19 protein-coding genes and 3 tRNA genes are annotated in these 22,349 nt (G+C 64.7%); 18 read left to right on the top strand and 4 right to left on the bottom strand.

Translation table 11 applies throughout. The features are described 5' to 3' along the window. Window positions 1-14 precede the first annotated feature (14 nt). Entirely contained in the window at window positions 15-2,759 is a 2,745-nt protein-coding gene (locus GJV18_RS18320; RefSeq protein WP_160347927.1) for a peroxidase family protein, read from the top strand. Window positions 2,760-2,848: 89 nt separating this feature from the next. On the opposite strand, the gene gspD is transcribed toward GJV18_RS18320, so the two are convergent. Next, window positions 2,849-4,798: a type II secretion system secretin GspD gene (gene gspD / locus GJV18_RS18315; protein WP_160347926.1), complete on the bottom strand. Its 1,950-nt coding sequence runs from the start codon at window positions 4,796-4,798 to the stop codon at window positions 2,849-2,851. A 4-nt stretch (window positions 4,799-4,802) separates the two neighbouring features. Next, window positions 4,803-5,435 (bottom strand): type II secretion system protein N, encoded by a 633-nt coding sequence (locus tag GJV18_RS18310; RefSeq protein WP_160347925.1) that lies wholly within the window; start codon window positions 5,433-5,435, stop codon window positions 4,803-4,805. Window positions 5,436-5,683: 248 nt separating this feature from the next. On the opposite strand from GJV18_RS18310, the gene gspE reads away from it, so the two are divergent. From gspE to GJV18_RS18250, 12 genes are all read left to right on the top strand, one after another. Beyond that, complete coding sequence (gspE, locus tag GJV18_RS18305; RefSeq protein ID WP_160347924.1) at window positions 5,684-7,171, top strand: type II secretion system ATPase GspE; 1,488 nt, start codon at window positions 5,684-5,686, stop codon at window positions 7,169-7,171. After that, complete coding sequence (xcpS, locus tag GJV18_RS18300) at window positions 7,171-8,388, top strand: GspF family T2SS innner membrane protein variant XcpS (protein WP_160347923.1); 1,218 nt, start codon at window positions 7,171-7,173, stop codon at window positions 8,386-8,388. Before gspE ends, xcpS begins: the two co-directional genes overlap by 1 nt. A gap of 3 nt (window positions 8,389-8,391) precedes the next feature. Then, window positions 8,392-8,817, top strand: coding sequence for a type II secretion system major pseudopilin GspG (gene gspG / locus GJV18_RS18295; RefSeq protein ID WP_160347922.1), 426 nt, complete (start codon window positions 8,392-8,394; stop codon window positions 8,815-8,817). A gap of 6 nt (window positions 8,818-8,823) precedes the next feature. Next, the gene (gene gspH, locus GJV18_RS18290; protein WP_160347921.1) at window positions 8,824-9,348 is read left to right on the top strand and encodes a type II secretion system minor pseudopilin GspH; all 525 of its coding nucleotides are present in this window, start codon (window positions 8,824-8,826) and stop codon (window positions 9,346-9,348) included. After that, complete coding sequence (gene gspI / locus GJV18_RS18285) at window positions 9,345-9,734, top strand: type II secretion system minor pseudopilin GspI (protein WP_160347920.1); 390 nt, start codon at window positions 9,345-9,347, stop codon at window positions 9,732-9,734. Before gspH ends, gspI begins: the two co-directional genes overlap by 4 nt. Continuing rightward, the gene (gene gspJ / locus GJV18_RS18280) at window positions 9,731-10,420 is read left to right on the top strand and encodes a type II secretion system minor pseudopilin GspJ (RefSeq protein ID WP_160347919.1); all 690 of its coding nucleotides are present in this window, start codon (window positions 9,731-9,733) and stop codon (window positions 10,418-10,420) included. The genes gspI and gspJ overlap by 4 nt, the downstream gene beginning before the upstream one ends. Further along, window positions 10,417-11,382: a type II secretion system minor pseudopilin GspK gene (gene gspK, locus GJV18_RS18275; protein WP_160347918.1), complete on the top strand. Its 966-nt coding sequence runs from the start codon at window positions 10,417-10,419 to the stop codon at window positions 11,380-11,382. The genes gspJ and gspK overlap by 4 nt, the downstream gene beginning before the upstream one ends. Continuing rightward, on the top strand, window positions 11,379-12,506 hold the full coding sequence (gspL, locus tag GJV18_RS18270) for a type II secretion system protein GspL (RefSeq protein ID WP_160347917.1): 1,128 nt from the start codon (window positions 11,379-11,381) through the stop codon (window positions 12,504-12,506). The genes gspK and gspL overlap by 4 nt, the downstream gene beginning before the upstream one ends. Window positions 12,507-12,517: 11 nt before the next feature. Further along, window positions 12,518-13,024, top strand: coding sequence for a type II secretion system protein M (locus GJV18_RS18265; protein ID WP_407692374.1), 507 nt, complete (start codon window positions 12,518-12,520; stop codon window positions 13,022-13,024). A 141-nt stretch (window positions 13,025-13,165) separates the two neighbouring features. Beyond that, window positions 13,166-13,241, top strand: a tRNA-Val gene (locus tag GJV18_RS18260). Between the two features lie 32 nt (window positions 13,242-13,273). Next, window positions 13,274-13,350, top strand: a tRNA-Asp gene (locus GJV18_RS18255). A gap of 98 nt (window positions 13,351-13,448) precedes the next feature. Continuing rightward, window positions 13,449-13,525 (top strand) — tRNA-Asp (locus tag GJV18_RS18250). Window positions 13,526-13,785: 260 nt separating this feature from the next. On the opposite strand, the gene GJV18_RS18245 is transcribed toward GJV18_RS18250, so the two are convergent. Continuing rightward, window positions 13,786-14,823 carry an AraC family transcriptional regulator gene (locus tag GJV18_RS18245; protein WP_160347915.1) on the bottom strand — a complete coding sequence of 346 codons (1,038 nt, stop codon included), beginning with the start codon at window positions 14,821-14,823 and terminating at the stop codon, window positions 13,786-13,788. A 208-nt stretch (window positions 14,824-15,031) separates the two neighbouring features. Between GJV18_RS18245 and GJV18_RS18240 the strand changes: the two genes are divergently transcribed. From GJV18_RS18240 to GJV18_RS18220, 5 genes are all read left to right on the top strand, one after another. Continuing rightward, window positions 15,032-17,065 carry an NADPH-dependent 2,4-dienoyl-CoA reductase gene (locus GJV18_RS18240; RefSeq protein ID WP_160347914.1) on the top strand — a complete coding sequence of 678 codons (2,034 nt, stop codon included), beginning with the start codon at window positions 15,032-15,034 and terminating at the stop codon, window positions 17,063-17,065. A gap of 128 nt (window positions 17,066-17,193) precedes the next feature. Then, window positions 17,194-17,565, top strand: a complete 372-nt coding sequence (locus GJV18_RS18235) for a nuclear transport factor 2 family protein (RefSeq protein ID WP_160347952.1) — start codon at window positions 17,194-17,196, stop codon at window positions 17,563-17,565. 299 nt (window positions 17,566-17,864) lie between these two features. Further along, on the top strand, window positions 17,865-19,241 hold the full coding sequence (locus GJV18_RS18230) for a chromosome partitioning protein ParA (protein WP_160347913.1): 1,377 nt from the start codon (window positions 17,865-17,867) through the stop codon (window positions 19,239-19,241). A gap of 3 nt (window positions 19,242-19,244) precedes the next feature. Beyond that, the gene (locus GJV18_RS18225; protein ID WP_160347912.1) at window positions 19,245-20,243 is read left to right on the top strand and encodes a 1-aminocyclopropane-1-carboxylate deaminase/D-cysteine desulfhydrase; all 999 of its coding nucleotides are present in this window, start codon (window positions 19,245-19,247) and stop codon (window positions 20,241-20,243) included. After that, complete coding sequence (locus tag GJV18_RS18220; RefSeq protein WP_160347911.1) at window positions 20,240-21,346, top strand: cyclic nucleotide-binding domain-containing protein; 1,107 nt, start codon at window positions 20,240-20,242, stop codon at window positions 21,344-21,346. Before GJV18_RS18225 ends, GJV18_RS18220 begins: the two co-directional genes overlap by 4 nt. Here GJV18_RS18220 and GJV18_RS18215 read toward each other — a convergent pair. Continuing rightward, a complete protein-coding gene (locus GJV18_RS18215) occupies window positions 21,299-22,285 on the bottom strand; it encodes a DUF1853 family protein (RefSeq protein ID WP_160347910.1) in 987 nt (328 codons plus the stop codon). The genes GJV18_RS18220 and GJV18_RS18215 overlap by 48 nt on opposite strands. Window positions 22,286-22,349: the final 64 nt, after the last annotated feature.

Genomic DNA, 22,349 nt, shown 5'->3' with positions numbered 1-22,349 from the left:
ACGGGAGCCTTGTCATGTCGGTATGGGTCACTTGGCCAGCTCTAACCAAGCTGGGAACGCTGGGGGTCGTCTCCGGCCTGCTGGTGCTGGCGGTCGAGCGCCAGGCACTGTTCGAGAACAATCTGTTTGATGTGGAGCATTACGCCGCCTACAACGCCGCCATCCAGTGCAATGCCCGCAGCCTGGCGGCGCGCACCGAGGACGGCACCTGCAATATCCTCGACAACCCGGCCGAGGGCTCGGTGTATCGGCGTTTCGGGCGCAACGTCGACCCGGCCGTGACCCATGGCGAGAGCAGCACGCTGCTCAGCCCCAACCCCCGGGAAGTGAGTAACAGCCTGATGGCCCGGGGCGAGTTCAAGCCGGCGCCGAGCCTGAACTTTATCGCCGCCGCCTGGATTCAGTTCATGGTCCACGACTGGTTCGACCATGGCCCCAACGCCGAGGCCGACCCGATCCAGGTGCCGCTGCCGGCCGGCGATGTGCTGGGCAGCGGCAGCCTGTCGGTCAAGCGCACCCAGCCTGACCCGACCCGCAGCAGTGCCGACGCCGGAAAGCCGCAGACCTACCGCAACCACAATACCCACTGGTGGGATGGTTCGCAGCTGTATGGCAGCAGCAAGGCAAGCAACGACAAGGTGCGGGCCTTTGTCGATGGCAAGCTCAAGGTCAATGCCGATGGCAGCCTGCCCACCGAATTGCTCAGCGGCAAGCCGATCACCGGGTTCAACGAGAACTGGTGGCTGGGCCTGAGCATGCTGCACCAGTTGTTCACCCTGGAGCACAACGCCATTGCCAGCAAGCTCAAGCAGGCCTACCCGGGCCAGAGCGACCAGTGGCTGTATGACCGCGCGCGCCTGATCAACTCGGCGCTGATGGCCAAGATCCACACCGTGGAATGGACCCCGGCGGTGATCGCCAACCCCATCACCGAACGCGCCATGTACTCCAACTGGTGGGGCCTGCTCGGTCAGGGTGGCCCGCGTGACGATTTCCAGGCCGAAGTGCGCATGCTGCAGGAAGACCTGGCGCGCTCCGACTCCTTCGTCAAGCGTATCCTCGGCTTTGACCCCAATGTCGCCCCCGGTGTGGGCAATAGCGCCATCGACCATGCCCTGACCGGCATCGTCGGCTCCACCGCGCCGAACAACTATGGGGTGCCCTTTACCCTGACCGAGGAGTTTGTCGCGGTCTATCGCATGCACCCGCTGATGCGCGACGACGTGCAGGTCTACGATATCGGCTCCAACCAGCTGAGCCGCAGTATTGCCCTGCAGGACACCCGTGACCGCGACGCCGAGCAGCTGCTGGCCCGTGAGCGCGCCGATCGCCTGTGGTATTCCTTCGGCATCACCAATCCGGGGTCCCTGACCCTGAACAACTACCCCAACTTCCTGCGCAACCTGTCCATGCCGCTGGTGGGCGATATCGACCTGGCCACCATCGACGTACTGCGCGACCGGGAGCGTGGCGTGCCGCGCTACAACGAGTTTCGCCGGCAGATCGGCCTCAACCCCATCACCCAGTTTGAAGACCTGACCAAGGACGCGGCCACCCTGGCCGAGCTCAAGCGTGTCTACGGCAATGACATCGAACGCATCGATACCCTGGTCGGCATGCTCGCCGAAACCGTGCGGCCGGAAGGCTTCGCCTTTGGCGAAACGGCCTTCCAGATCTTTATCATGAACGCCTCGCGGCGCCTGATGACCGACCGCTTCTACACCAAGGACTACCGCCCCGAGGTGTACACCCCGGAAGGTATCGACTGGGTCGAGCACACCACCATGGTCGACGTGCTGCGCCGGCATAACCCGCAGCTGCACACCAGCCTGGCCGGGGTGGACAATGCCTTCAAACCCTGGGGGCTGAAGATTCCGGCCGACTATGAAAGCTGGCCGGCGGCGAGCAAGCAGGAGCACCTCTGGGTCAACGGGGCGCAGCGCAGTCAGTACCCGGCAGGCGAGTTGCCGGCCCTGCAGCCGGTGGATGTGGGCGGCCTGATCGGCTCGATCCTGTGGAACAAGGTGAAGAGCCGTACCGATGTGGCGCCGGCCGGTTATGCAAAGCCGATTCACCCCCACGGCGTGATGGCCAAGGCGCGCTTCGTGGCGGTACCGGGCAACCCCTACAGCGGCCTGTTCCAGGGCGCCGAACACGGCCTGCTGCGCCTGTCGCTGACCGGTGATCCGGCAGATCGCGGCTTCGCCCCGGGGCTGGCGTGGAAGGCCTTTGTCGACGGCAAGCCATCGGAGAACGTCTCGGCGCTCTATAACCTGAGCGGGCAGGGCGGTAACTACAATTTCTTCGCCAACGAGCTGTCGCAGTATGTGGTGCCGGAAGCCAACGATACCCTGGGCACCACCCTGTTGTTCTCTGCGGTGAGCCTGAAACCGACCCTGCTGCTGCTCGACGATCTGGCCGAAGTGACCCAGGCCGGAACCCCGGTGGCCAGCCCCAGGGCGCCGACCCAGGTGTATTTCGTGCCGCGTAGCGAGCTGCGCAACCGCTTTGTCAGCACGCCCCACGATTTCCGTGAGGACCTGCTGAGCCTCAAGGCGGGTACCAAGGTGTATGACGTCTATGCCACCTCCATGGCGATCAAGACCTCGATCTTCCCCTCCATCAGCCGCGGCTATGCCGCCCAGCGGCGCAACAGCGCGGTGAAGGTCGGGGAGCTGGAACTGACCTCGGACTTTATCGCCTCGGCCTTCGGCGATAACGGGGTGTTCTTCAAGCACCAGCGCAGCGAAGACAAGTAAGGCAATACCCGCAAAGCAAAAGGCCTCGGTAACTACCGAGGCCTTTTGCTATCTGCCGCCTGCCCATCTAGGTGATAAAGGGCGCTGGTTTAGTTGCGCAGATCTACCGCAGGCTGGGCGTCACCGTCGAACAGCTGCACGGGATTGAGCGGTAGCACGCCAGGGCGGTAATCGCTGCGGCCATTGCCGAGCACGCGGATATCGCTGTACTTGCGCCCGGACAGGGCGGCCAGACCGGCGCCATCGCGGACCACCGTGGGGCGCAGGAACACCATCAGATTGCGCTTGATCCGGGTCTCCTTGCTGGAGCGGAACAGCCGGCCCAGCACCGGGATGTCCCCGAGCAGCGGCACCTTGGAGTCGGCCTGGGTCACGTCGTCCTGAATCAGCCCGCCGAGGACGATGACCTGGCCGTCTTCGGCGAGGATGGTGCTCTTGATCGAGCGTTTGTTGGTGATCAGGTCCACCGCGTTGACCCCCTGGCTGGTGGGGGCGATGGATGAAATCTCCTGTTCGATCTCCAGGCGCAGGCTGGCGCCTTCGTTGATATGCGGGGTGACCTTGAGGGTTACGCCGATATCCTGGCGTTCGATGGTGGTAAAGGGGTTGTCCGCCCCCGAGGCGCTGGTGGTGAAGGAGCCAGTCTGAAACGGTACGTTCTGCCCCACCAGGATTTCCGCCTTCTGGTGATCCAGGGTCAGCAGGCTCGGCGTGGACAGCAGGTTGCTCTTGCTGTTGGCCGACAGGGCGGTGATCAGCACGCCGAAGTCGTCGGTGCCCAGGCCGATAATGGCGCCGTCCGGCAGATTGCTCAGGGTGTTGTTGGCGGTGCCGGCGCGCTGATCCTGGATCGCCTGCAGCACCCGGCCGATGGCCAGGCCCGTGCCGCTGAAACTGGTGCCACCGAGGCCGCCGCTGTTGCCACGGGCATCCACCGCCCACTGCACGCCCAGGGCATCGCTGATATCGCCGGAGACTTCGACGATGGCGGCTTCCACCATCACCTGGGCGCGCGGCACATCGAGCTGGCGCACGATATCTTCCAGGGTGGCCACCACATCCGGTTCGGCCAGCAGCACCAGGGCGTTGAGGCTTTCGTCGGCGCGGATCAGGATATTCTGCGGTTTGCCGCCGCCTTCGCCGCCGGTTTCCGGCTTGAGCTTCTCGGACAGCTCACCGAGGGTTTCGGCCAGGCTCTTGGCGTCGCCATGGCGTAGGCGAATCACCCGGGTATTGGCCGAGCGGCTGGCCGGGGTGTCCAGGGACTGGGCCAGGGCCAGCAGGCGGCTGCGGGCGGCGGCCGGGCCGAGGATGATCAGGCGGTTGCTGCGCCCATCGGCAATCACCTGGGTGCCCGAGGCGCCCTTGGCCTGGCCGCGATCGGCGGCATTGCGCAGCACTTCGGCGGTGTCCATGACCCAGGCGTGCTGCAGGTCGAGCACGCTGTAGTCGTTGCCGCCTTTCTGATCGAGCTGACGCAGCAGGTCCTCGATGCGCTGAATATTGGCCGAGCGGTCACTGATGATGATGGCATTGGCCGAGGTCACCGCTGCCAGGTGGCCGTATTGCGGTACCAGCGGGCGGATCAGCGGGATCAGCTCGGTGGCTGAGCCGTGCTGCACCTGAATCAGCCGGGTTTCCAGGCGATCCGGCGCGGCGCGGCCGCTGTCCGCCTCGGCCTTGGCTTCGGCATTGGGCACGATGCGCGCCTGCTCGCCCTGGGTGATCACACTGAAACCGTGGGTGGCCATCACCGAGAGAAACAGCTGATAGACCTCGCTGAGGTTCAGCGCCGTGCTCGACACCACGCTGACCTGACCCTTGACCCGCGGGTCGACGATAAAGGTCTGGCCGCTGATCTGCGCCACCTGGTCGATAAACTCGCGGATATCGGCGCCCTTGAGGTTGATGGTCCAGCTGTCCTGCTGCTGATTGGCGGCGGGCGAGTTGGCGCTGCTGACTGCCAGGGCGGGCAGGGGAGCAAGACTCAGGCCGGCGGCCAGCAGGGCAAGGGTAAGGCGGGAGAGAGTCGGCATCATGGGATCAGGGGGTTTCCGTGGGCTGAGCCTCGGGCTCGTTATCGTTGGGCAGGGCGCCGGAAACCTGCATCTGCTCGCGCAGGGCCTCCATGCGTTCACGCAGTTGCGTCATGTTGTCGTCTTCCAGGGCGCGTAGCTGTTCCAGATTGTCCTGCTGCTCTGGGGCGCTGAAGCGGCTGTCGCCAGCTGCCTGGGGAAAACTCAGACTTTCGCGCCGGCCATTGCGCAGCAGCTGCACATGGTCGGCGGCCACCGCGTGCAGGCGCACGCCACTGCTGATTTCTTCATCGATCAGGTAGCGTCGGGCACTGCTGCCCTCGCTGCGGATAATCGCGCTGGAGCGATGAGGGTCGGCATGCACAAAGCTGCCCAGCAGGGTCAGGCGCAGGCTGGTGGCCGGCGCTGGGGCGTCGCCGCTGGCCTGGCTGGCACCAAATAGCTGGCCGAGTTGCGGGTCGAGGGCGCGGCTATGGGGGCGGCTGCCCTCGCTGCTGGTCACTGTGACGGGCTCGCGCAGCAGGCGCAGCCAGTCAGCGGTTTGCCAGGCCAGGCTGATGCTCATGGCCAGAATCAGGGCAAAACCGAGCAGGGTGGGGGCATGCTGACGCAGCCGGGGGGATATTGCCGAAAGGGGCAAGGGCGACACTCCAGGGCTTCTTATTATGTGGTGCTGGTTATGTGGCGTGGTTCGCGCGCTGATCATAGACAGCTTTGCCGCGTTTGACAGCCCCCCGTCGGGGTGGTGTGCGCAGCCGCTCAATATGCTAAAGATAGCGACCTGTTTGCCCGTGACTCTGGGCGAAATACAACAATTAATCGTGGAACCCCGTGTAGCCCTGATAACAGGCTGGCTGGCGAGGGTGACCAGATCAAGGCTTGTCGCTTATGAATGCGTTGCTCACCGAGGTGCCTGTGCGGCGTCTGCCTTTCAGTTTTGCCAAGCGTCATGGCGTGGTGCTGCTGGTGGAGGGGGGCGTGGCCTGTCTGGGCCACCGGCCCGGGGTTGAGCTGGTGGCCCTGGCTGAGGCGCAGCGCTTCGCCGGCAGCCGCCTGGCCCTGCGCAGCCTGACGCCGGAGGCTTTCGAGCAGGCCCTGGGGCAGGCCTATCAGCACGATTCGGCGTCCATGCAGCTGGCCGAGGATATCGGCGGCAGCCTGGATCTGGCGGCCCTGGCCGAGCAGGTGCCGGAGACCGAGGACCTGCTGGAGCAGGAAGACGACGCGCCGATCATTCGCCTGATCAACGCCATCCTCGGCGAGGCGATCAAGGAAAACGCCTCGGACATCCACCTGGAAACCTTCGAGAAACGCCTGGTGGTGCGCTTTCGTATGGATGGCGTGCTGCGTGAGGTGCTGGAGCCCAAGCGCGAGCTGGCGGCCTTGCTGGTGTCACGGATCAAGGTTATGGCGCGGCTGGATATTGCCGAGAAGCGCATCCCCCAGGACGGACGGATTTCCCTCAAGGTCGGTGGCCGCGAGGTGGACGTGCGGGTTTCCACCCTGCCGTCGGCCAATGGCGAGCGGGTGGTGCTGCGCCTCCTGGACAAGCAGGCCGGGCGCCTCAACCTGCAGCACCTGGGCATGAGCCCGCGTGATCGCCAGCTGATGGAAGCCACCGTACGCAAGCCCCACGGCATTCTGCTGGTCACCGGCCCCACCGGCTCGGGCAAGACCACCACCCTGTATGCCAGCCTGAGCAGCCTGAACGACCGCACGCGCAATATCCTCACGGTGGAAGACCCCATCGAATACCACCTGGAAGGCATCGGCCAGACCCAGGTCAACACCAAGGTGGACATGACCTTTGCCCGCGGCCTGCGCGCCATCCTGCGTCAGGACCCGGACGTAGTGATGGTCGGCGAGATTCGCGACAAGGAAACCGCCGAGATCGCCGTGCAGGCCTCCCTGACCGGCCACCTGGTGCTCTCCACCCTGCACACCAACAGCGCCATCGGCGCCATCACCCGTCTGGTGGACATGGGCATCGAGCCCTTCCTGCTGTCCTCGTCCCTGCTCGGGGTGCTGGCCCAGCGCCTGGTGCGGGTGCTCTGCCCACACTGCAAGCAGGCCTATCAGGCCGATGAAGCCGAATGCGCCTTGCTCGGGGTGGCGGCAGACAATCCGCCGAGCCTGTATCACGCCTGTGGCTGCAATGAGTGTCACCAGCAAGGCTATCGCGGCCGTACCGGGATCTATGAGCTGGTGGTGTTCGACGACCAGCTGCGCACGCTGATCCATAACGGCGCCGCCGAGCAGGACATGCTGCGCCACGCCCGCAGCCTGGGGCCGAGCATCCGCGACGATGGCCGGCGCAAGGTGCTGGAGGGGGCGACCACGGTCGAGGAAGTGCTGCGAGTGACGCGAGAGGAATAATGGCCGCCTTCGAATACCTGGCCCTGGACCCCAAGGGCCGTCAGCAGAAGGGTGTGCTGGAAGCCGACAGCGCGCGCCAGGTGCGCCAGCTGTTGCGTGATCGGCAACTGGCGCCACTTGAGGTCAAGGCCACCCGCACCCGGGAGAACAGCGGCGCGGCCGGGCACTTCAGTTTATCCCGGGGGCTGGGTGCCAGCGATCTGGCCCTGCTCACCCGCCAATTGGCGACCCTGGTGCAGGCGGCCCTGCCCATCGAGGAGGCCCTGCGCGCCGCCGCCGCCCAGGCCCGCTCGCCGCGTATCCAGGGCATGCTGCTGGCCGTGCGGGCGCGGGTGCTGGAAGGCCATGACCTGGCCAGCAGCCTGAAAGAATTCCCCTCGGCCTTCCCCGAGCTGTACCGCGCCACGGTGGCGGCGGGCGAGCATGCCGGCCATCTGGGCCCGGTGCTGGAACAACTGGCCGACTACACCGAGCAACGCCAGCAGTCGCGGCAGAAGATCCAGCTGGCGCTGCTCTATCCACTGATTCTGATGTGCGCCTCCTTGCTGATCGTCGGCTTTCTGCTGGGCTACGTGGTGCCGGATGTGGTGCGGGTGTTTATCGATTCCGGGCAGACCCTGCCGGCCCTGACCCGGGGCCTGATTGCCCTCAGTGATGGGGTCAAACATTGGGGTTGGCTGGCCCTGCTGCTGGTGCTGGGCGGCGGATTCGGCCTGCGCTGGGCCTTGCGTGACGAAACCCTGAAGAAGCGCTGGCACGCTTTCTTGCTGCGCCTGCCCCTGGCCGGACGATTGATGCGCGCCACCGACTGCGCCCGTTTTGCCTCGACCCTGGCCATCCTTACCCGCAGTGGCGTGCCCCTGGTGGAGGCCCTGGGCATTGCCGCCCAGGTAATCAGCAACCGGGTGATCCAGGCCGAGGTGGTGGTGGCGGCGCAGAAGGTGCGCGAGGGCGGCAGCCTGACCCGCGCCCTGGAGGCCAGCGGCCAGTTTCCGCCGATGATGCTGCATATGATCGCCAGCGGTGAGCGCTCCGGCGAGCTGGACCAGATGCTGGCGCGCACCGCACGTAATCAGGAGAACGATCTGGGCGCCCAGGTGGCGTTGCTGGTGGGGCTGTTCGAGCCCTTTATGCTGGTGTTTATGGGCGCCGTGGTGCTGGTCATCGTGCTGGCGATTCTGATGCCGATTCTTTCGTTGAACCAACTGGTGGGGTAAGCAGTGAGTAACAAGCAGAAGGGCTTTACGCTGATCGAAATCATGGTGGTGGTGGTCATCCTCGGCATCCTCGCCGCGCTGGTGGTGCCCCAGGTAATGAGCCGGCCCGACCAGGCCAAGGTCACCGTGGCCCAGGGCGATATCAAGGCCATCGCCGCGGCGCTGGATATGTACAAGCTGGATAACCACAGCTACCCGAGCACCCAGCAGGGCCTGGAGGCCCTGGTCAACAAGCCTTCGGGCAACCCCCAGGCGCGCAACTGGAACCGCGACGGTTACCTCAAGCGCCTGCCGGTGGACCCCTGGGGCAATCCCTATCAGTACCTGGCGCCGGGCAACAAGGGGCCCTTCGATCTGTATTCCCTGGGTGCCGACGGCAAGCAGGGCGGCAGTGAGCTGAATGCCGATATCGGCAACTGGGATCTCTAAGCCCCGATGCGGCGCAGTCGCGCGTTTACCCTGGTCGAGCTGCTGGTGGTGCTGGTCATCCTCGGCAGCCTGATCGGCCTGACGGTGCTCAGCATGGGCGTGGCCGGCCCTGGGCGCGAGCTGCAACAGGAGGCCGAGCGCCTGACCGGGCTGATCGGCGTGCTGGTCGAGGAGGCGGTGCTGGATAACCGCGAATACGGCCTCTGGTTCGGCCGCGACAGTTACCAGGTGCTGCGCTATGACAGTGCCAGCCAGGGCTGGCAGCCCGTGCCGGGCAAGCCCCATGCCTTGCCAGCCTGGGCCGAGCTGAGCCTTGAGCTGGAAGGCGCCGCCTTGACGCTGCCGGCGCCCACTGATGCGCCGGAGTCAGCCAGAACCCCGCAGTTGTTGCTGCTCTCCAGCGGTGAGATCAGCCCCTTCCGCCTGCATCTGGCCGAGCGCCGCGCCGATGGCCTGCGCCTGCTGCTGGCCAGCGATGGCTTCAATCTGCCCAGGGTCGAGATCGACAGCGCCGCAGGACGGCCGCGATGAAACGCAGCGCCGGCTTTACCCTGCTGGAGGTGCTGGTGGCCCTGGCGATTTTCGCCCTGGTCGCCGCCAGCGTGCTGAGCGCCACCGCCCGCAGCCTGCAGACCGCCGCGCGCCTGGAAGACAAGACCCTGGCCATGTGGATCGCCGATAACCGCCTGACCGAGCTGCAGCTGGCAGCGAGTGCGCCGGCCGAGGGTCGCGAGCAGGGTGAGCTGGAGTTCGCCGGGCGGCGCTGGCAGTGGCAGAGCGAGATCAAGGCCACCAGCGAGCCGGGCATGCGCCGGGTCACCCTGTGGGTCGCGCCCCATGAGCAGGCCGGGCTGCGCGATGACCTGAGTGAGCGGGCGGTGGTCAGCCTCAATGGTTTCGTCGAGGTGCGGCCATGAGGCAGTGCCGCGGCTTTACCCTGCTGGAGTTGCTGATCGCCATCGCCATCTTCGCCCTGCTGGGGCTGGGCACCTATCGCATGCTCGACAGCGTGCTGCAGACCGATAAGGTGACCCGCGCCCATGAGGCGCAGTTGCGCGAGCTGGTGCGGGCCATGGCGGTGTTCGAACGTGACCTGTTGCAGGTACTGGCGCGGCCGGTGCGCGATGCCTTCGGTGATGCACGCCCAGCCCTGTTGGGCGATGACAGCGGCGGTGCGAGTATCGAGCTGACCCGCGCCGGTTGGCGCAATCCTTTGGCGCAGCCACGCTCGACCCTGCAGCGGGTGCGCTGGCAACGCAGTGGCGAGCAGTGGCAGCGCCAGTACTGGGGTGTGCTGGATCAGGCCCAGGACAGCCAGCCGCAGGTGCAGCAGGCCCTGGAGGGCGTCACCAGTCTTGAACTGCGCTATCTGGATGACAAGGGCGTCTGGCATGACGCCTGGCCACCCTCTGGGGTGGAAGCGGCCAGGGCCCTGACAGCGCTGCCGGTGGCGGTCGAGCTGCTGCTGGAGCACCGCCGCTATGGTCAGCTGCGCCGCCTGTTGCGCCTGCCCGATGTGCTGCCCGAACAGCTGACGCGCGCGCCCGAGGAGGGCGCCGAGAACCCGCAGCAGCCTGCACCTGAGCCGGAGTCGCAGTTATGAGGCGCGAGCAGGGCATGGCCCTGATCACCGTGTTGCTGGTGGTGGTGGTGGTCACCGTGGTCAGCGCCGGGATCATTGCTCGTCAGCAGCTGTCGATTCGCAGCAGCGCCAACCAGCTGCATGTGCGCCAGGCCCTGCACTATGCCCTGGGCGGTGAAATGTTGGCCAAGGCGGTGCTGCAGCGCGACCTGGCCGCCGGCGATCCGCGCGCGCCTCTGGATCATCTGGGTGAGGCCTGGGCCAGGTCCCTGGCCAGTTTCACTCTGGACGAGGGCGGCGAGCTGCGTACCCAGATCAGTGATCTGAGCGCACGCTTTAACCTCAACAGTCTGCTGCGCGAGGGCCAGCCCAACGAGGCTGCCGTGGCGCAGTTCCGCCGCCTGTTGCGTCTGCTGCAGATTGAAACGCCCTATGCCGAACGCCTGCTCGACTGGCTGGATGCCGATCAGGAACCCACAGGGGGTTATGGCGCCGAGGACAATCAGTACCTGCTGTTGCAGCCAGCCTACCGCGCCGGCAATCGTCTGCTCAGCGATGTCTCCGAGCTGCGCCTGTTGCTGGAGATGAGCGAGGAGGATTACCAGCGTCTGTTGCCCCATGTTGGTGTGCTGCCGGCCGGCGCTGCGCTGAATGTCAACACGGCCAGCGCCGAGGTGCTGGCCAGCCTGGCCGAGGGTATCGCCTTGGGTACTGCCGAGGGCTTGGTGGCGGCCAGGGCCGGGCGGCCCTTCGAGGATGTGCAGGCTTTTCTCGCCCAGCTCGGTGGTCTGGCGGTGCAGAGCCAGGGCCTGGCGATCGGCAGCGAATATTTTCAGGTGGTCAGCGAGGTCAGCGTCGGCGATCGTCGGCAGCTGCTGCGCAGCACCCTGCAGCGGGCCAGTGATGGCCGCGTGTATGTACTCTCCCGTGGTCTGGGTCTGACCGCCATGCCGGCGGCGCCCATTGAGGATCTTCAACCATGAGTCATATCACAGTGTTTCTGCCGCCGGCGGCCTGCGCCACAGTGCAGGCCGAGCTGCCCGTGCAGCGGGTACAGGAGGGGCATGTCGAGCAGCTGCCCTTCGAGCAGGCCGTGGCCGCGACAGGGGCAGACTGGACCCTGGTGCTGCCGGTGGAGGCAGTGACCGCCTGCGCCGTCAGCCTGCCCACGCGCAAGGCTCGCTGGCTGCGTCAGGCGCTGCCCTTCGCCGTGGAGGAGCTGCTGGCCGAAGAGGTGGAGCTGATGCATCTGGCCCTCGGCGAGTCCCTGGCCGATGGCCGCCAGCGGGTCTTTGCCCTGCGCCGCAGCTGGCTGGCCGCCTGGTTGCAGCTGTGTCCCCAGGCGCCGAGTCGGATTGCCGTGGATGCCGATCTGCTGCCGGGCGAAGGCACCCAGCTGCTGGAGCTGCACGGGCGCTGGCTGCTCGGCGGTGCGGGCGCCGCGCGTCTGGCCCTTGATCTGGATGATTGGCCGGCGCTGGCGGCCAGTTGTCCCGCGCCTCATCGCCTGTTAAGCCCGAGCGGGCAGACGCTGGGCGCTTGCGAGGTGCAGCGAATCGACGAACCCTGCGCTTGGCTCGCCAGCCAGGCACTGCGCAACAACCTGGCCCAGGGCGAGTTCGCCGTGCGCGAAACAACGGGGCAGTGGCAGGTCTGGAAGCCTTTGGCGGCGGTGCTGGGGCTGTGGTTGCTGCTGCAGCTGGGCTTCAACCTGGGCCAAGGCTGGTACCTACAGCGCGAGGCTGATCGCTATGGGGCGGCCAGCGAGGCGCTGTACCGCGAGCTGTTCCCCGAGGATACGCGCCTGGTGGATATCCGTGCCCAGTTCGATCAGCACCTGCGTCAGGCCTCGGGTGGCGGCGAGGCGCAGTTGCTGGGCCTGCTCGGTCAGGTCAGTCAGGCGCTGTTGAGTGAGGGTTCGGTGCGCATTCGCCAGCTGGACTACAGCGAGCAGCGCGGCGATCTGGCCTTGCAGGTGCAGGCGCCGGGCTTTGCCGAATTGGAGCGCCTGCGTGAGCGTTTGCAGGAAAGCGGCCTGGCGGTACAACTGGGCTCGGCCAGTCGCGAGGCTGAAGGGGTCAGTGCGCGCGTGGTGATAGGGGGATAACGATGAGCCAAATGACTAAAGACTGGCGCGGGCAGCTTGAACAGTCACAGCTGTTGCAACGCTGGCGCGCATTGGCAGCGCGGGAGCAAATGGCGTTAGCTGCCCTGGGGCTGTTTCTGGCGCTGGTGCTGCTGTACCTGGGCATCTGGCAGCCCGCTCAGCGGCAACTGCTGGAGGCGCGCCAGGCCTTTGCCGAGCAGCGTGAGCTGCATGCCTATCTGCAGGCCCATGCCGATCTGGCCCGGGGCCTGTCTGCCAGCCCCCAGCAGCGGGTCGAGCCGGAACGCCTGCAGGGCCTGGTGACCAGCAGCGCCCAGCAGCAGGGCCTGAGCATCGAACGCCTGGATGGTGATGGTGCCGGTATGTTGCAGGTCAATCTGCAGGCCGCGCCCTTTGCCCAGCTGTTGCGCTGGTTCGCCGTGCTGCAGGAGCAGGGGGTGGAAATCGCCGAAGCCGGGTTGGAGCGCAGCGACGACAATCGGGTGCTGGCCCGCCTGAGTCTGCGCGTTGCCCCCTAGTACCGACAGCCCCAGGCTGGTGCATGGCACTCTGATGGGCCCTGGAAATGGGCATGCGGATTTCCGCCTTTTTAGAAAAACTTTAAGCAGGGTGTTGACTTAGCTGCGGCCCTTGCGTAAATTTCGCGCCTCGCAAGCAGCGGGTGATTAGCTCAGCTGGGAGAGCATCTGCCTTACAAGCAGAGGGTCGGCGGTTCGATCCCGTCATCACCCACCACTCTTGCGAATTGGACGCAAGTCCACCGACGCGCAGCGGTAGTTCAGTCGGTTAGAATACCGGCCTGTCACGCCGGGGGTCGCGGGTTCGAGTCCCGTCCGCTGCGCCATATTTTCCAGTTTGAGTTCGCTCAGGCTGAGATGCAGAAGCCTCAAGGCTGCTGCATCAGACGAAGCAAGAGTTCCAAGGACGCAAGTCCACCGACACGCAGCGGTAGTTCAGTCGGTTAGAATACCGGCCTGTCACGCCGGGGGTCGCGGGTTCGAGTCCCGTCCGCTGCGCCATATCGAGAAGCCCGCTGATAGCACTATCAGCGGGTTTTTTCTTGTCCGCGACAAAGTGTCATCTTTTCTTCATCGGCCTTCTCTAGCTTGATTGGCATATTCCTTGATGGATGTTTTCCATCGAGGTCAAGGCCGCTTGGAGGGCATTGCGATGGACGATTATCAGGAAGAACTGCTCGAATCCCGTGCCGTGGAGCAGGATGATGTGGCCTGGGATGAGGATGCCACCGAGCTGTAAAGGCTTGGGCTTGGGTTTGGACTCAGGCGCCGCGCCGCTGACTGCGGCGAAATTCCCCTGGGGTTTGCTGGTTCCAGCGCTTGAAGGCGCGCTGGAAGGCTTCGGCCGAGGCGAAGCCGAGCAGGTAGGCGATTTCGCCAAAGGCCAGTTCGGTGTCGCGGATATAGGCCATGGCCAGGTCGCGGCGGGTGTCGTTGAGGATGGTGCGAAACTGGGTGCCTTCCTCGGCCAGCTTGCGCCGCAGGGTCCAGGTCGGCAGCTGCAGGCGGTTCGCCACCTCGCTCAGGTCCGGTTCACGGCCATGCAGCAGAGGGCCCAGCAACTGGATAACGCGCTCGCGCAGGCTGCGGGTACGGGTCAACTGCTCCAGCTCCCGCTCACAAATCTCTAACAAGTGTCGCCAGGTGCTCGGGCAGTGTTCCGGGTTGCGCAGGTTCAGGCTGTCCTGGCTCAGGCGCAGCTGATTGAGTGGGCTGGCAAACTCCACCGGGCAGGCGAAGAGCTCGGCATATTGCTCGGCATAGTCGGGGGCGGAGAATTCGATTTGCACTTTCTCCACCGGCAATGGCTGCTGGGCCAGGCGACCCAGTTGCTGTGCCCAGCCCGCCAGCAGCGAATCCACCACAAAACGGTTATAGGCGTTGTAAGGGCTGATCGAGTAGAAGCGCAGCCAGGCGCCCTGGGCGTCTTCGTGCAGGCTCGACCGGCCCCGGTAGTTGGCGGCATACAGCGGCTCGAAGCGGATCAGGGCGCGGGCGGCTTCACGCACGGTAGGGGCCTGGGCCGCGGTGACGCCCGCCAGGCCGGCCTGGCTCAGGCGGCTGCAGCTGCCCATCAGCAGGCCCAGGCCGGGTTGCCCAGTCAGATGGATGGCCGCATGACCCAGGCGCATATAACGCGGGATCGACAGGCGGGCACGGGGTTCAGCCAGGCGTGCGGCATCCAGGCCATAGCTGAGCAGCAAGGGTTGCGGGTCATGCCCCTGGTGGCGCATGGCGTCGGCCAGGCTGTTGACAAAACCGACCGAAAGATCGCCAAGGCGGATGCGCGGTGCTTGCATGCTGAGCTCGTGTTGGGCGTTTGTGCGGCAGCTTAGGCAGGGCCGGGTGATCTGCCAAGACTGTACTGTTATTTTTGATCAATAACTTGTCACTTTAAGTCATTGAGGCTCTCGCCTGGCCTGATTATCGTCTAGACCATATCGACTGCAGCCCATCAAGAGGCCGCAGCACTTCCGTGAAAAGCCGACATCCGATGTGGAGATCTTCATGACTGCTCACTACCCGCACCTGCTTGCCCCGCTGGATCTGGGCTTCACCACCCTGAAGAACCGCACCCTGATGGGTTCCATGCACACCGGGCTGGAAGAGAAGCCGGGTGGCTTCGAGCGCATGGCGGCCTATTTCGCCGAACGTGCCCGTGGCGGTGTCGGCCTGATGGTGACTGGCGGTATTGGCCCGAACGAGGAAGGCGGCGTGTATTCCGGGGCGGCCAAGCTGACCACTGCGGAAGAAGCCGAGAAGCACAAGATCGTGACCCGCGCGGTGCATGAAGCCGACGGCAAGATCTGCATGCAGATCCTGCATGCCGGCCGCTATGCCTACAGCCCCAAATCGGTGGCACCGAGCGCCATCCAGGCGCCGATCAACCCGTTCAAACCCAAGGAATTGGATGAGGAGGGCATCGAGAAGCAGATCCAGGACTTCGTCAATTGCTCCGTGCTGGCCCAGCAGGCCGAGTATGACGGCGTCGAGATCATGGGCTCGGAAGGCTACTTCATCAACCAGTTCCTGGTGGCCCACACCAACCAGCGCACCGACCGCTGGGGCGGTAGCTATGAGAACCGCATGCGCCTGCCGGTGGAAATCGTGCGCCGTGCGCGCGAGGCCGTCGGTCCGAATTTCATTATCATCTACCGCCTGTCCATGCTCGACCTGGTCGAGGGCGGGAGCACCTGGGACGAGATCGTGTTGCTGGCCAAGGCCATCGAGCAGGCTGGCGCGACCCTGATCAACACCGGTATCGGCTGGCACGAGGCGCGCATCCCGACCATCGCCACTAAGGTGCCGCGTGCGGCGTTCACCAAGGTCACCGCCAAGCTGCGCGGCGAGGTGAGCATTCCGCTGATTACCACCAATCGCATCAACACCCCGGAAGTGGCCGAGCAGGTGCTGTCCGAGGGTGATGCCGACATGGTGTCCATGGCCCGTCCGTTCCTCGCCGACCCGGATTTCGTCAACAAGGCCGCCGAAGGCCGCGCGGACGAGATCAACACCTGCATCGGCTGCAACCAGGCCTGCCTGGACCACACCTTCGGCGGCAAGCTGACCAGCTGCCTGGTCAACCCGCGCGCCTGCCACGAAACCGAGCTGAACTATATCCCTACCACTGCGGTGAAGAAGATCGCCGTGGTCGGCGCCGGCCCGGCCGGTCTGTCCGCCGCCACCGTAGCCGCCGAGCGCGGCCATAGCGTTACCCTGTTCGATTCGGCCAGCGAAATCGGCGGCCAGTTCAACGTGGCCAAGCGTGTGCCGGGCAAGGAAGAGTTCTTCGAGACCCTGCGTTACTTCAAGCGCAAGCTGGAAACCACCGGTGTCGACCTGCGCCTGAATACCCGTGTATCTGCCGAGGATCTGACCAAGGGCGGTTATGACGAGATCATCCTGGCCACCGGTATCGCCCCGCGCACCCCAGCCATTCCGGGTATCGAGCATGCCAAGGTGATCAGCTATCTGGACGCCATCCTGCAGCGCAAGCCGGTCGGCCAGAAAGTGGCGGTGATCGGTGCCGGCGGCATCGGCTTCGATGTCTCCGAGTTCATCACCCACCAGGGCGAGGCCACCAGCCTCAACCGCGAGGAGTTCTGGAAAGAGTGGGGGATCGACACCGCCCTGGAAGCCCGTGGCGGTGTTGCCGGCGTGCAGGCCCATCCGCATCCGGCGGCGCGTGAGGTATTTTTGCTGCAGCGCAAGAAAACCAAGGTCGGTGACGGTCTTGGCAAGACCACTGGCTGGATTCACCGCACGGGCCTGAAAAACAAGAACGTGCAGATGCTCAACTCGGTGGAATACCTCAAGGTGGATGACGCCGGCCTGCATATCCGCATCGGCGAAGGTGAGCCGCAGGTGTTGCCGGTGGACACCGTGATCGTCTGCGCCGGCCAGGACCCGCTGCGCGAGCTGCACGACGACCTGGTGGCCGCCGGGCAGACTGTGCACCTGATTGGTGGTGCCGACGTCGCCGCCGAGCTGGATGCCAAGCGGGCGATCAACCAGGGCTCGCGCCTCGCCGCTGCCCTCTGATGACAAAACGCCCCGCCTCGTGCGGGGCGTTTTGCAGATGGCCAATAATAAAAAAGGAGAAACCCGTGACCGCCAACCTCCAACTGCAGCTGGCTGCGGCCGCCACCCTTGCGCAGTGGCATGGCCTGATGCAGGGCAATGACCTGAGCCGGCTGCCTGAGCTGCTGCATCCGCAAGCGGTGTTCCGTTCCCCCATGGCCTTCAAGCCATACGTCGGCGCCCCCATGGTGTCGCTGATCCTGAATACCGTGAGCAAGGTCTTTGTCGATTTTGCCTACCACCGCGAGCTGGGCACGGCCGATGGCCTGAGCGTGGTGCTGGAATTCAGTGCCCGGGTGGGCGAGCGTGAACTCAAGGGAATCGATATGATCCGCTTCGATGAGGCGGGCAAGATCGTCGAGTTCGAGGTGATGATTCGGCCCATGAGCGGCCTGCAGGCCCTTGGCGATGAAATGGGGCGGCGTTTGGCGCCTTTCTTGGCTGCCGCCAAGGGCGTGTAAGCCGATCGAGTACCGGTGTGCCAGCCGTTTTTCGGCTGGTTGCACCAAACCCATCACATTTTTTCCCTGCCATCGTGCTTTTGTCGCAGCACCTGCCGGGTCAGTGCCAACCCAGTCACATTGCTGCGCGCAGCTTTTCCCCTAGACTTGTCTGAATTCAGCCGTGCTGCCTCCACAGGTGCAGAACTTGAGCTGTCAGATGATGGTCTGTTTGTTCAATGCGCCTGGCTGTGGTGTCATTGAGCGAACTGCTGTTACGCGTTGAACGGTGCGCCCCGTTTCGGCATAGAGGAAAGTCCATGAGCATGCAGAGCAAGCCGCAGATGGTTGAGGCCGTGATGTTCTTCAGCGAACGCGGCGGTATCTGCAAGCAGATGTTCCTGCCCGAGTTTGAAGCCCTGCTCGATGGCGTGGTCAACCTGCCTGAGTTTGCCGATCAGCAGATGCGCGTGGCCTATGTGCTGATCAATCCGCGGTTGATGATCAAGGCGCTGGTGTTCTTCTATCTGGACTTCGACGAGAAGGGTGCGCCCGACTCGGGCTGGAACATGCCCCTGCAGCACCTGGCGGAAAAGGCCGGTCGTGGCCCCGATCTGGGCGCCGGACCGATTCGTCTGGCCTGTCGCAGCCAGTGCCCGGTGTCCTGGCACCAGATGCATATGTGGGACCCGAGCCTTGCACCGGGGCAGAACGACCTGATTCTGTTGCGCGATGCGGTCAAACGCAATGTATTGGGCATTCTGATTGAAGAAGAAGCGTCCCAGGTGGTGGCACCCGAACGCTTGCAGATGGCCTCTGAAGACCGCTGGTATACCCAGGAACAGGCCCTGGAGAAGGCCGAAGCGGAGCGCAGCGGGGAAAAACACGACCAGGAGCATCGCCTCAAGACGGCGCAGTTGATCAAGCAACAACGCCTGCGCATCAGCAGTCTGACTCGCCAGCATGAGGAAGAATTGGCCAAGCTGAAGCTGGTCCATGATGAGCAGAGTAAGGGCCTGCAGGCTCAGATACATGGCCTGCATCAGGCCCTGCAGCAGCAGGAAGCCCTGAATGCCAGCCTGAAGCAGGAGTTAGCTGCCCAGGCTCAGAGCTTGCAACGTTCCCGTGAGGAAATGACCAAGCAGATTCAGGCGCTGGAGCAGCATGGTCGCAGTGCCAGCGATGGCCTGCGCGCGCAGCTGGAGAGCGAGCTGCAGGCCAAAGTGGCCAGCGCGGTCATCGAGTACAAGGAACAGATCGCCATCCGTGATGTCGAACTGGCCTATCACGGCGAGCAGGAGGCTCGTCTCAAGGAAGAGATCGAGCGTCTCAAACGTGAGCGTGACGAGCTGGCCAGCCAGGGCGGCGGACAGGTGCTTGAGCGTCTGGCCAAACTGGGCGTGGTCTTTGTCGTGTATCACCCGGGCGCCGGTCACCTGACCATTGCCCTGCAGGATATCGCCGCCTATCAGGACAATCCCATGGCCTATGTGGCGGCCAAGTGTTATGTCTCCGAAGAGCAGTATCGCCAGTGGCTGGCCCATTATCAGCAGCCCTGCTGCGAGGGGCTGCTGTCCAGTGGCGAACGCTGCGCCATCCCCATCGACCGGGTGGATACGCCGAGCCGCTTTATCATGGGTGACTCCAACTGCTGTGCCCGGCACAAAGCCAGCAGCCGCCTGCGCACCGTCAGCTAAGCCTTGCCTGTTATCGCGCCAGCCTGGTCGCCGTCGGCACCCCTGCAGGTCTTCGCCACGTCCTGGGCGGCTGCGGCTGGGGTTGAGTTGGCGGTATTGCGCCTGGATCTGCTGGATCCGCTGATCAGCGGCAACAAATGGTTCAAACTCAGGTATCACCTGGAACAGGCAGCGGCCCAGGAGGCACAAGGCCTGATCAGCCTGGGCGGGTCCCATTCCAATCATTTGCATGCCCTGGCCGCTGCGGGCCGGCGTTTCGGCTTTGCCACGGTTGGCCTGCTGCGTGGCGAACCTCAAGACACCCCTACGGTGCGCGATCTGCAGGCTTTTGGCATGCAGCTGCACTGGCTCGACTATGGCGCTTATCGGGCTCGCCATCAGCCTGGGTTCTGGTGGCCCTGGCTGGAACGATATCCGGCATTTCATGCCGTGCCCGAGGGTGGCGGCGGTTTGTTGGGTGCGCGCGGTTGTGGCGTGTTGCGCGAACTGCTGGAAAGCCAACTCGCCGCCATCGGCTGGGCGGACTTTGATGCCTGGTGGCTGGCTGTCGGCAGTGGCACTACCCTGGCCGGGCTGGTGCTGGCCGAGGCGGGGCGGCGTGTGGTCTATGGGGCGCTGGCGGTGCCCGAACGTTATGGCATCGCCACCCAGGTGCGGGAGATCCTGCGAGAGGCCGGCGCGGCGGATCAGGGCTACGCACTGGTGCCGGCGGCGCGGGGCGGTTTTGCCCGGGTTGATCACGAGTTACTGGCCTTTATGCGCCAGTGCGAAGACGAAACGGCCCTGCCTTTGGAGCCGGTTTATACCGCCAAGGCATTGCTGGCGTTGCGTGAGCGCGTGCAGGCCGGTTATTTTGCTCGCGGCAGCCGCCTGCTGTTTGTGCACACAGGTGGCTTGCAAGGGCGCAAGGCTGCAGTGCAGGCGTGTCGAGCCAGCGCATATGCCGAGCCAAGCAAGATGGCTACACTGAAGTCTGACCAGCGGAGCCTGGAAATTCCATGAGCGAACCCCTCAACCCCGAACAGTTACGCAGCCTGACGCCGCTCAATGTGTTGTCCGAGCAGCAGTGGCGCGAATTGCGTGGCCAGTTGACGCCCCAGCCTTTACTCCAGGGGCAGGTGTTGTTTCGCCCGGGCGATCAGGCCCGGGTCACCTATTACCTGTTGGCGGGTGAATTGTTGCTGCAGTCGGCCGAAGGGGTGCAGCGGGTACAGGCCGGCAGCGAGCTCAGTTGTCATCCGCTGTCGCCGAGCCTGCCGCGTCTGCATGAAGCCCGCGCCCTGACCGATGCCAGCGTACTGGCGCTGGATACCGCCACGCTCAACCGTATGCTGACCTGGCGCCTGGCCTACCATGACCTGCTGCTGGAACTGGGGCAGGGCGAGGATGAGCTGGAGTGGCTGGAACGCCTGCTGGAGAACCCGCTATTTGCCAAGGTGCCGCCGTCCAATGTGCGTGCCATGCTTGAGCGTTTGCAGCGTGTCGAACTGGCCGCCGGCAGCACGGTGCTGGCCGAGGGTGAGGCGGGCGACTGCTGTTATTTCCTCAAAACTGGCCGAGCCGAGGTGATGCGCGGGGCCGGCAGTGAGCAACAGGTACTGGCCGAACTGGAAATCGGTGCCTGCTTTGGCGAGGAAGCGCTGCTTGCGGACAGCCCGCGCAATGCCACGGTGACCATGCTGGATGATGGCGTGGTGCTGCGTCTGGATCGCCAGGACTTCTTCGCCCTGCTCAAGGCGCCGGTGGTCAATGAAGTGTCCCTGGGCGAGGCTTCGCGCCTGCTGGCGGCCGGGGCGCAGTGGCTGGATGTGCGCCTGCAGAAGGAGTATGAGCGGGCCCATGCCCTGCAGTCGCTGAATATGCCTTTGCAGCTGTTGCGGTTGAAAGCGCGTCTGCTGGATAAGAATCGAACCTATCTGTGCTACTGCGACAGTGGCAAGCGCAGTGTGAGTGCAGTCTTTCTGCTTACCCAGCTGGGCTTTAGTGCCTATGCCCTGCGCGACGGGGTGGATGCCTTGCCACCGGTGCAGCGCGATGCTCTGCTGTGCGAAAGCGGCTCAGGTTATCTGGCGCGCTCCGGTGGGCGTACCGAACGCAGTCTTTGACGCTGTCTGCGGCCAGGCGTCGTTGACCAGAAAGATGCGTTCGGCTTCCCGCCACAGGCCCTCTGTATCTGCTTCCAGGCGTACCAGCAGCTGGGCCTGGGCATCCTCGGGCAGGGCCTGGCGCCATTGGCGAAAATGCTCCGTCGTCCACAGTTCATTCGCGTCGATATGCGCCGGGCTTAACCAGCGGTGGCGGACCAGGGCTTGCCAGCGCCCGTCCGATTGTTTGTCGACAAACTCATCCCAGTGCCGCTGATGGACCCAGCGCCCGCGTAGGTGCGCGGGATTGCTGCCTTGTGGGCTATCGATGGGTGCTTGCCAGGGGTAGAACAGGTAGCCACTGAGCCAGAGTGCGGCCTGGGGCTGACTGATATTCAAGGGGTTGAGGCTCGGCAGGGCTTCAGTCCGGCCGGACAGGGGTAGCTGATGACGGCTCAGGTGATCGAGCTTGATATCCAGACGATCATGGCTGCCTGGTCCCAGCCAGTTGTTTGCTGCGCGACCCTTGTCGGTGTCCAGGCCCAGGTAGAGCTTGATCGCCAGTTCCAGATGATGCACTCCCTGCTCATCGCGCAGCAGCAGGTCCAGCTCGCCCAGGGTATGGCAGTGCTGGCGGATCGGCAGATTGGCCGCCAGCACCTCGACATCGGGGGCGGCCTGCAGGATGAACTGCCAGAGCCGTTCGTAGTAAAGCCCCAGGCGGCGTACCGAACTCTGGGCCAGCCAGGCTTGCAGGGCATGCTGGTCCTGATCCTGACGCAGCAGCCAGTCGCCAAGCAGCGCTGGCTGGCGCCACCAGCGACTGGCGCTGAGCGGGTGGCGCTGTGGGCAGGGTGGGCTGCTCAGCAAGGGGGGCGATAGGACGACCCAGGCCAGATCACGCACCAGGGGGTGGTGCAGCCGCTCGGGCAGGTCGCACAGTTCAATCAACGGCGTCATGTCAGCGAGCATAGCTGTTCTGCCGCGTGCTGGTGCCTGTCGGGCGCTGGTGGGTTTGCTGCCA

Origin of the sequence: Pseudomonas xionganensis (genome assembly GCF_009763245.1) — a bacterium.
In the GTDB taxonomy this organism is placed as follows: Bacteria; Pseudomonadota; Gammaproteobacteria; order Pseudomonadales; family Pseudomonadaceae; genus Aquipseudomonas; species Aquipseudomonas xionganensis.
This window is presented reverse-complemented; position numbering and strand designations above follow the sequence as displayed.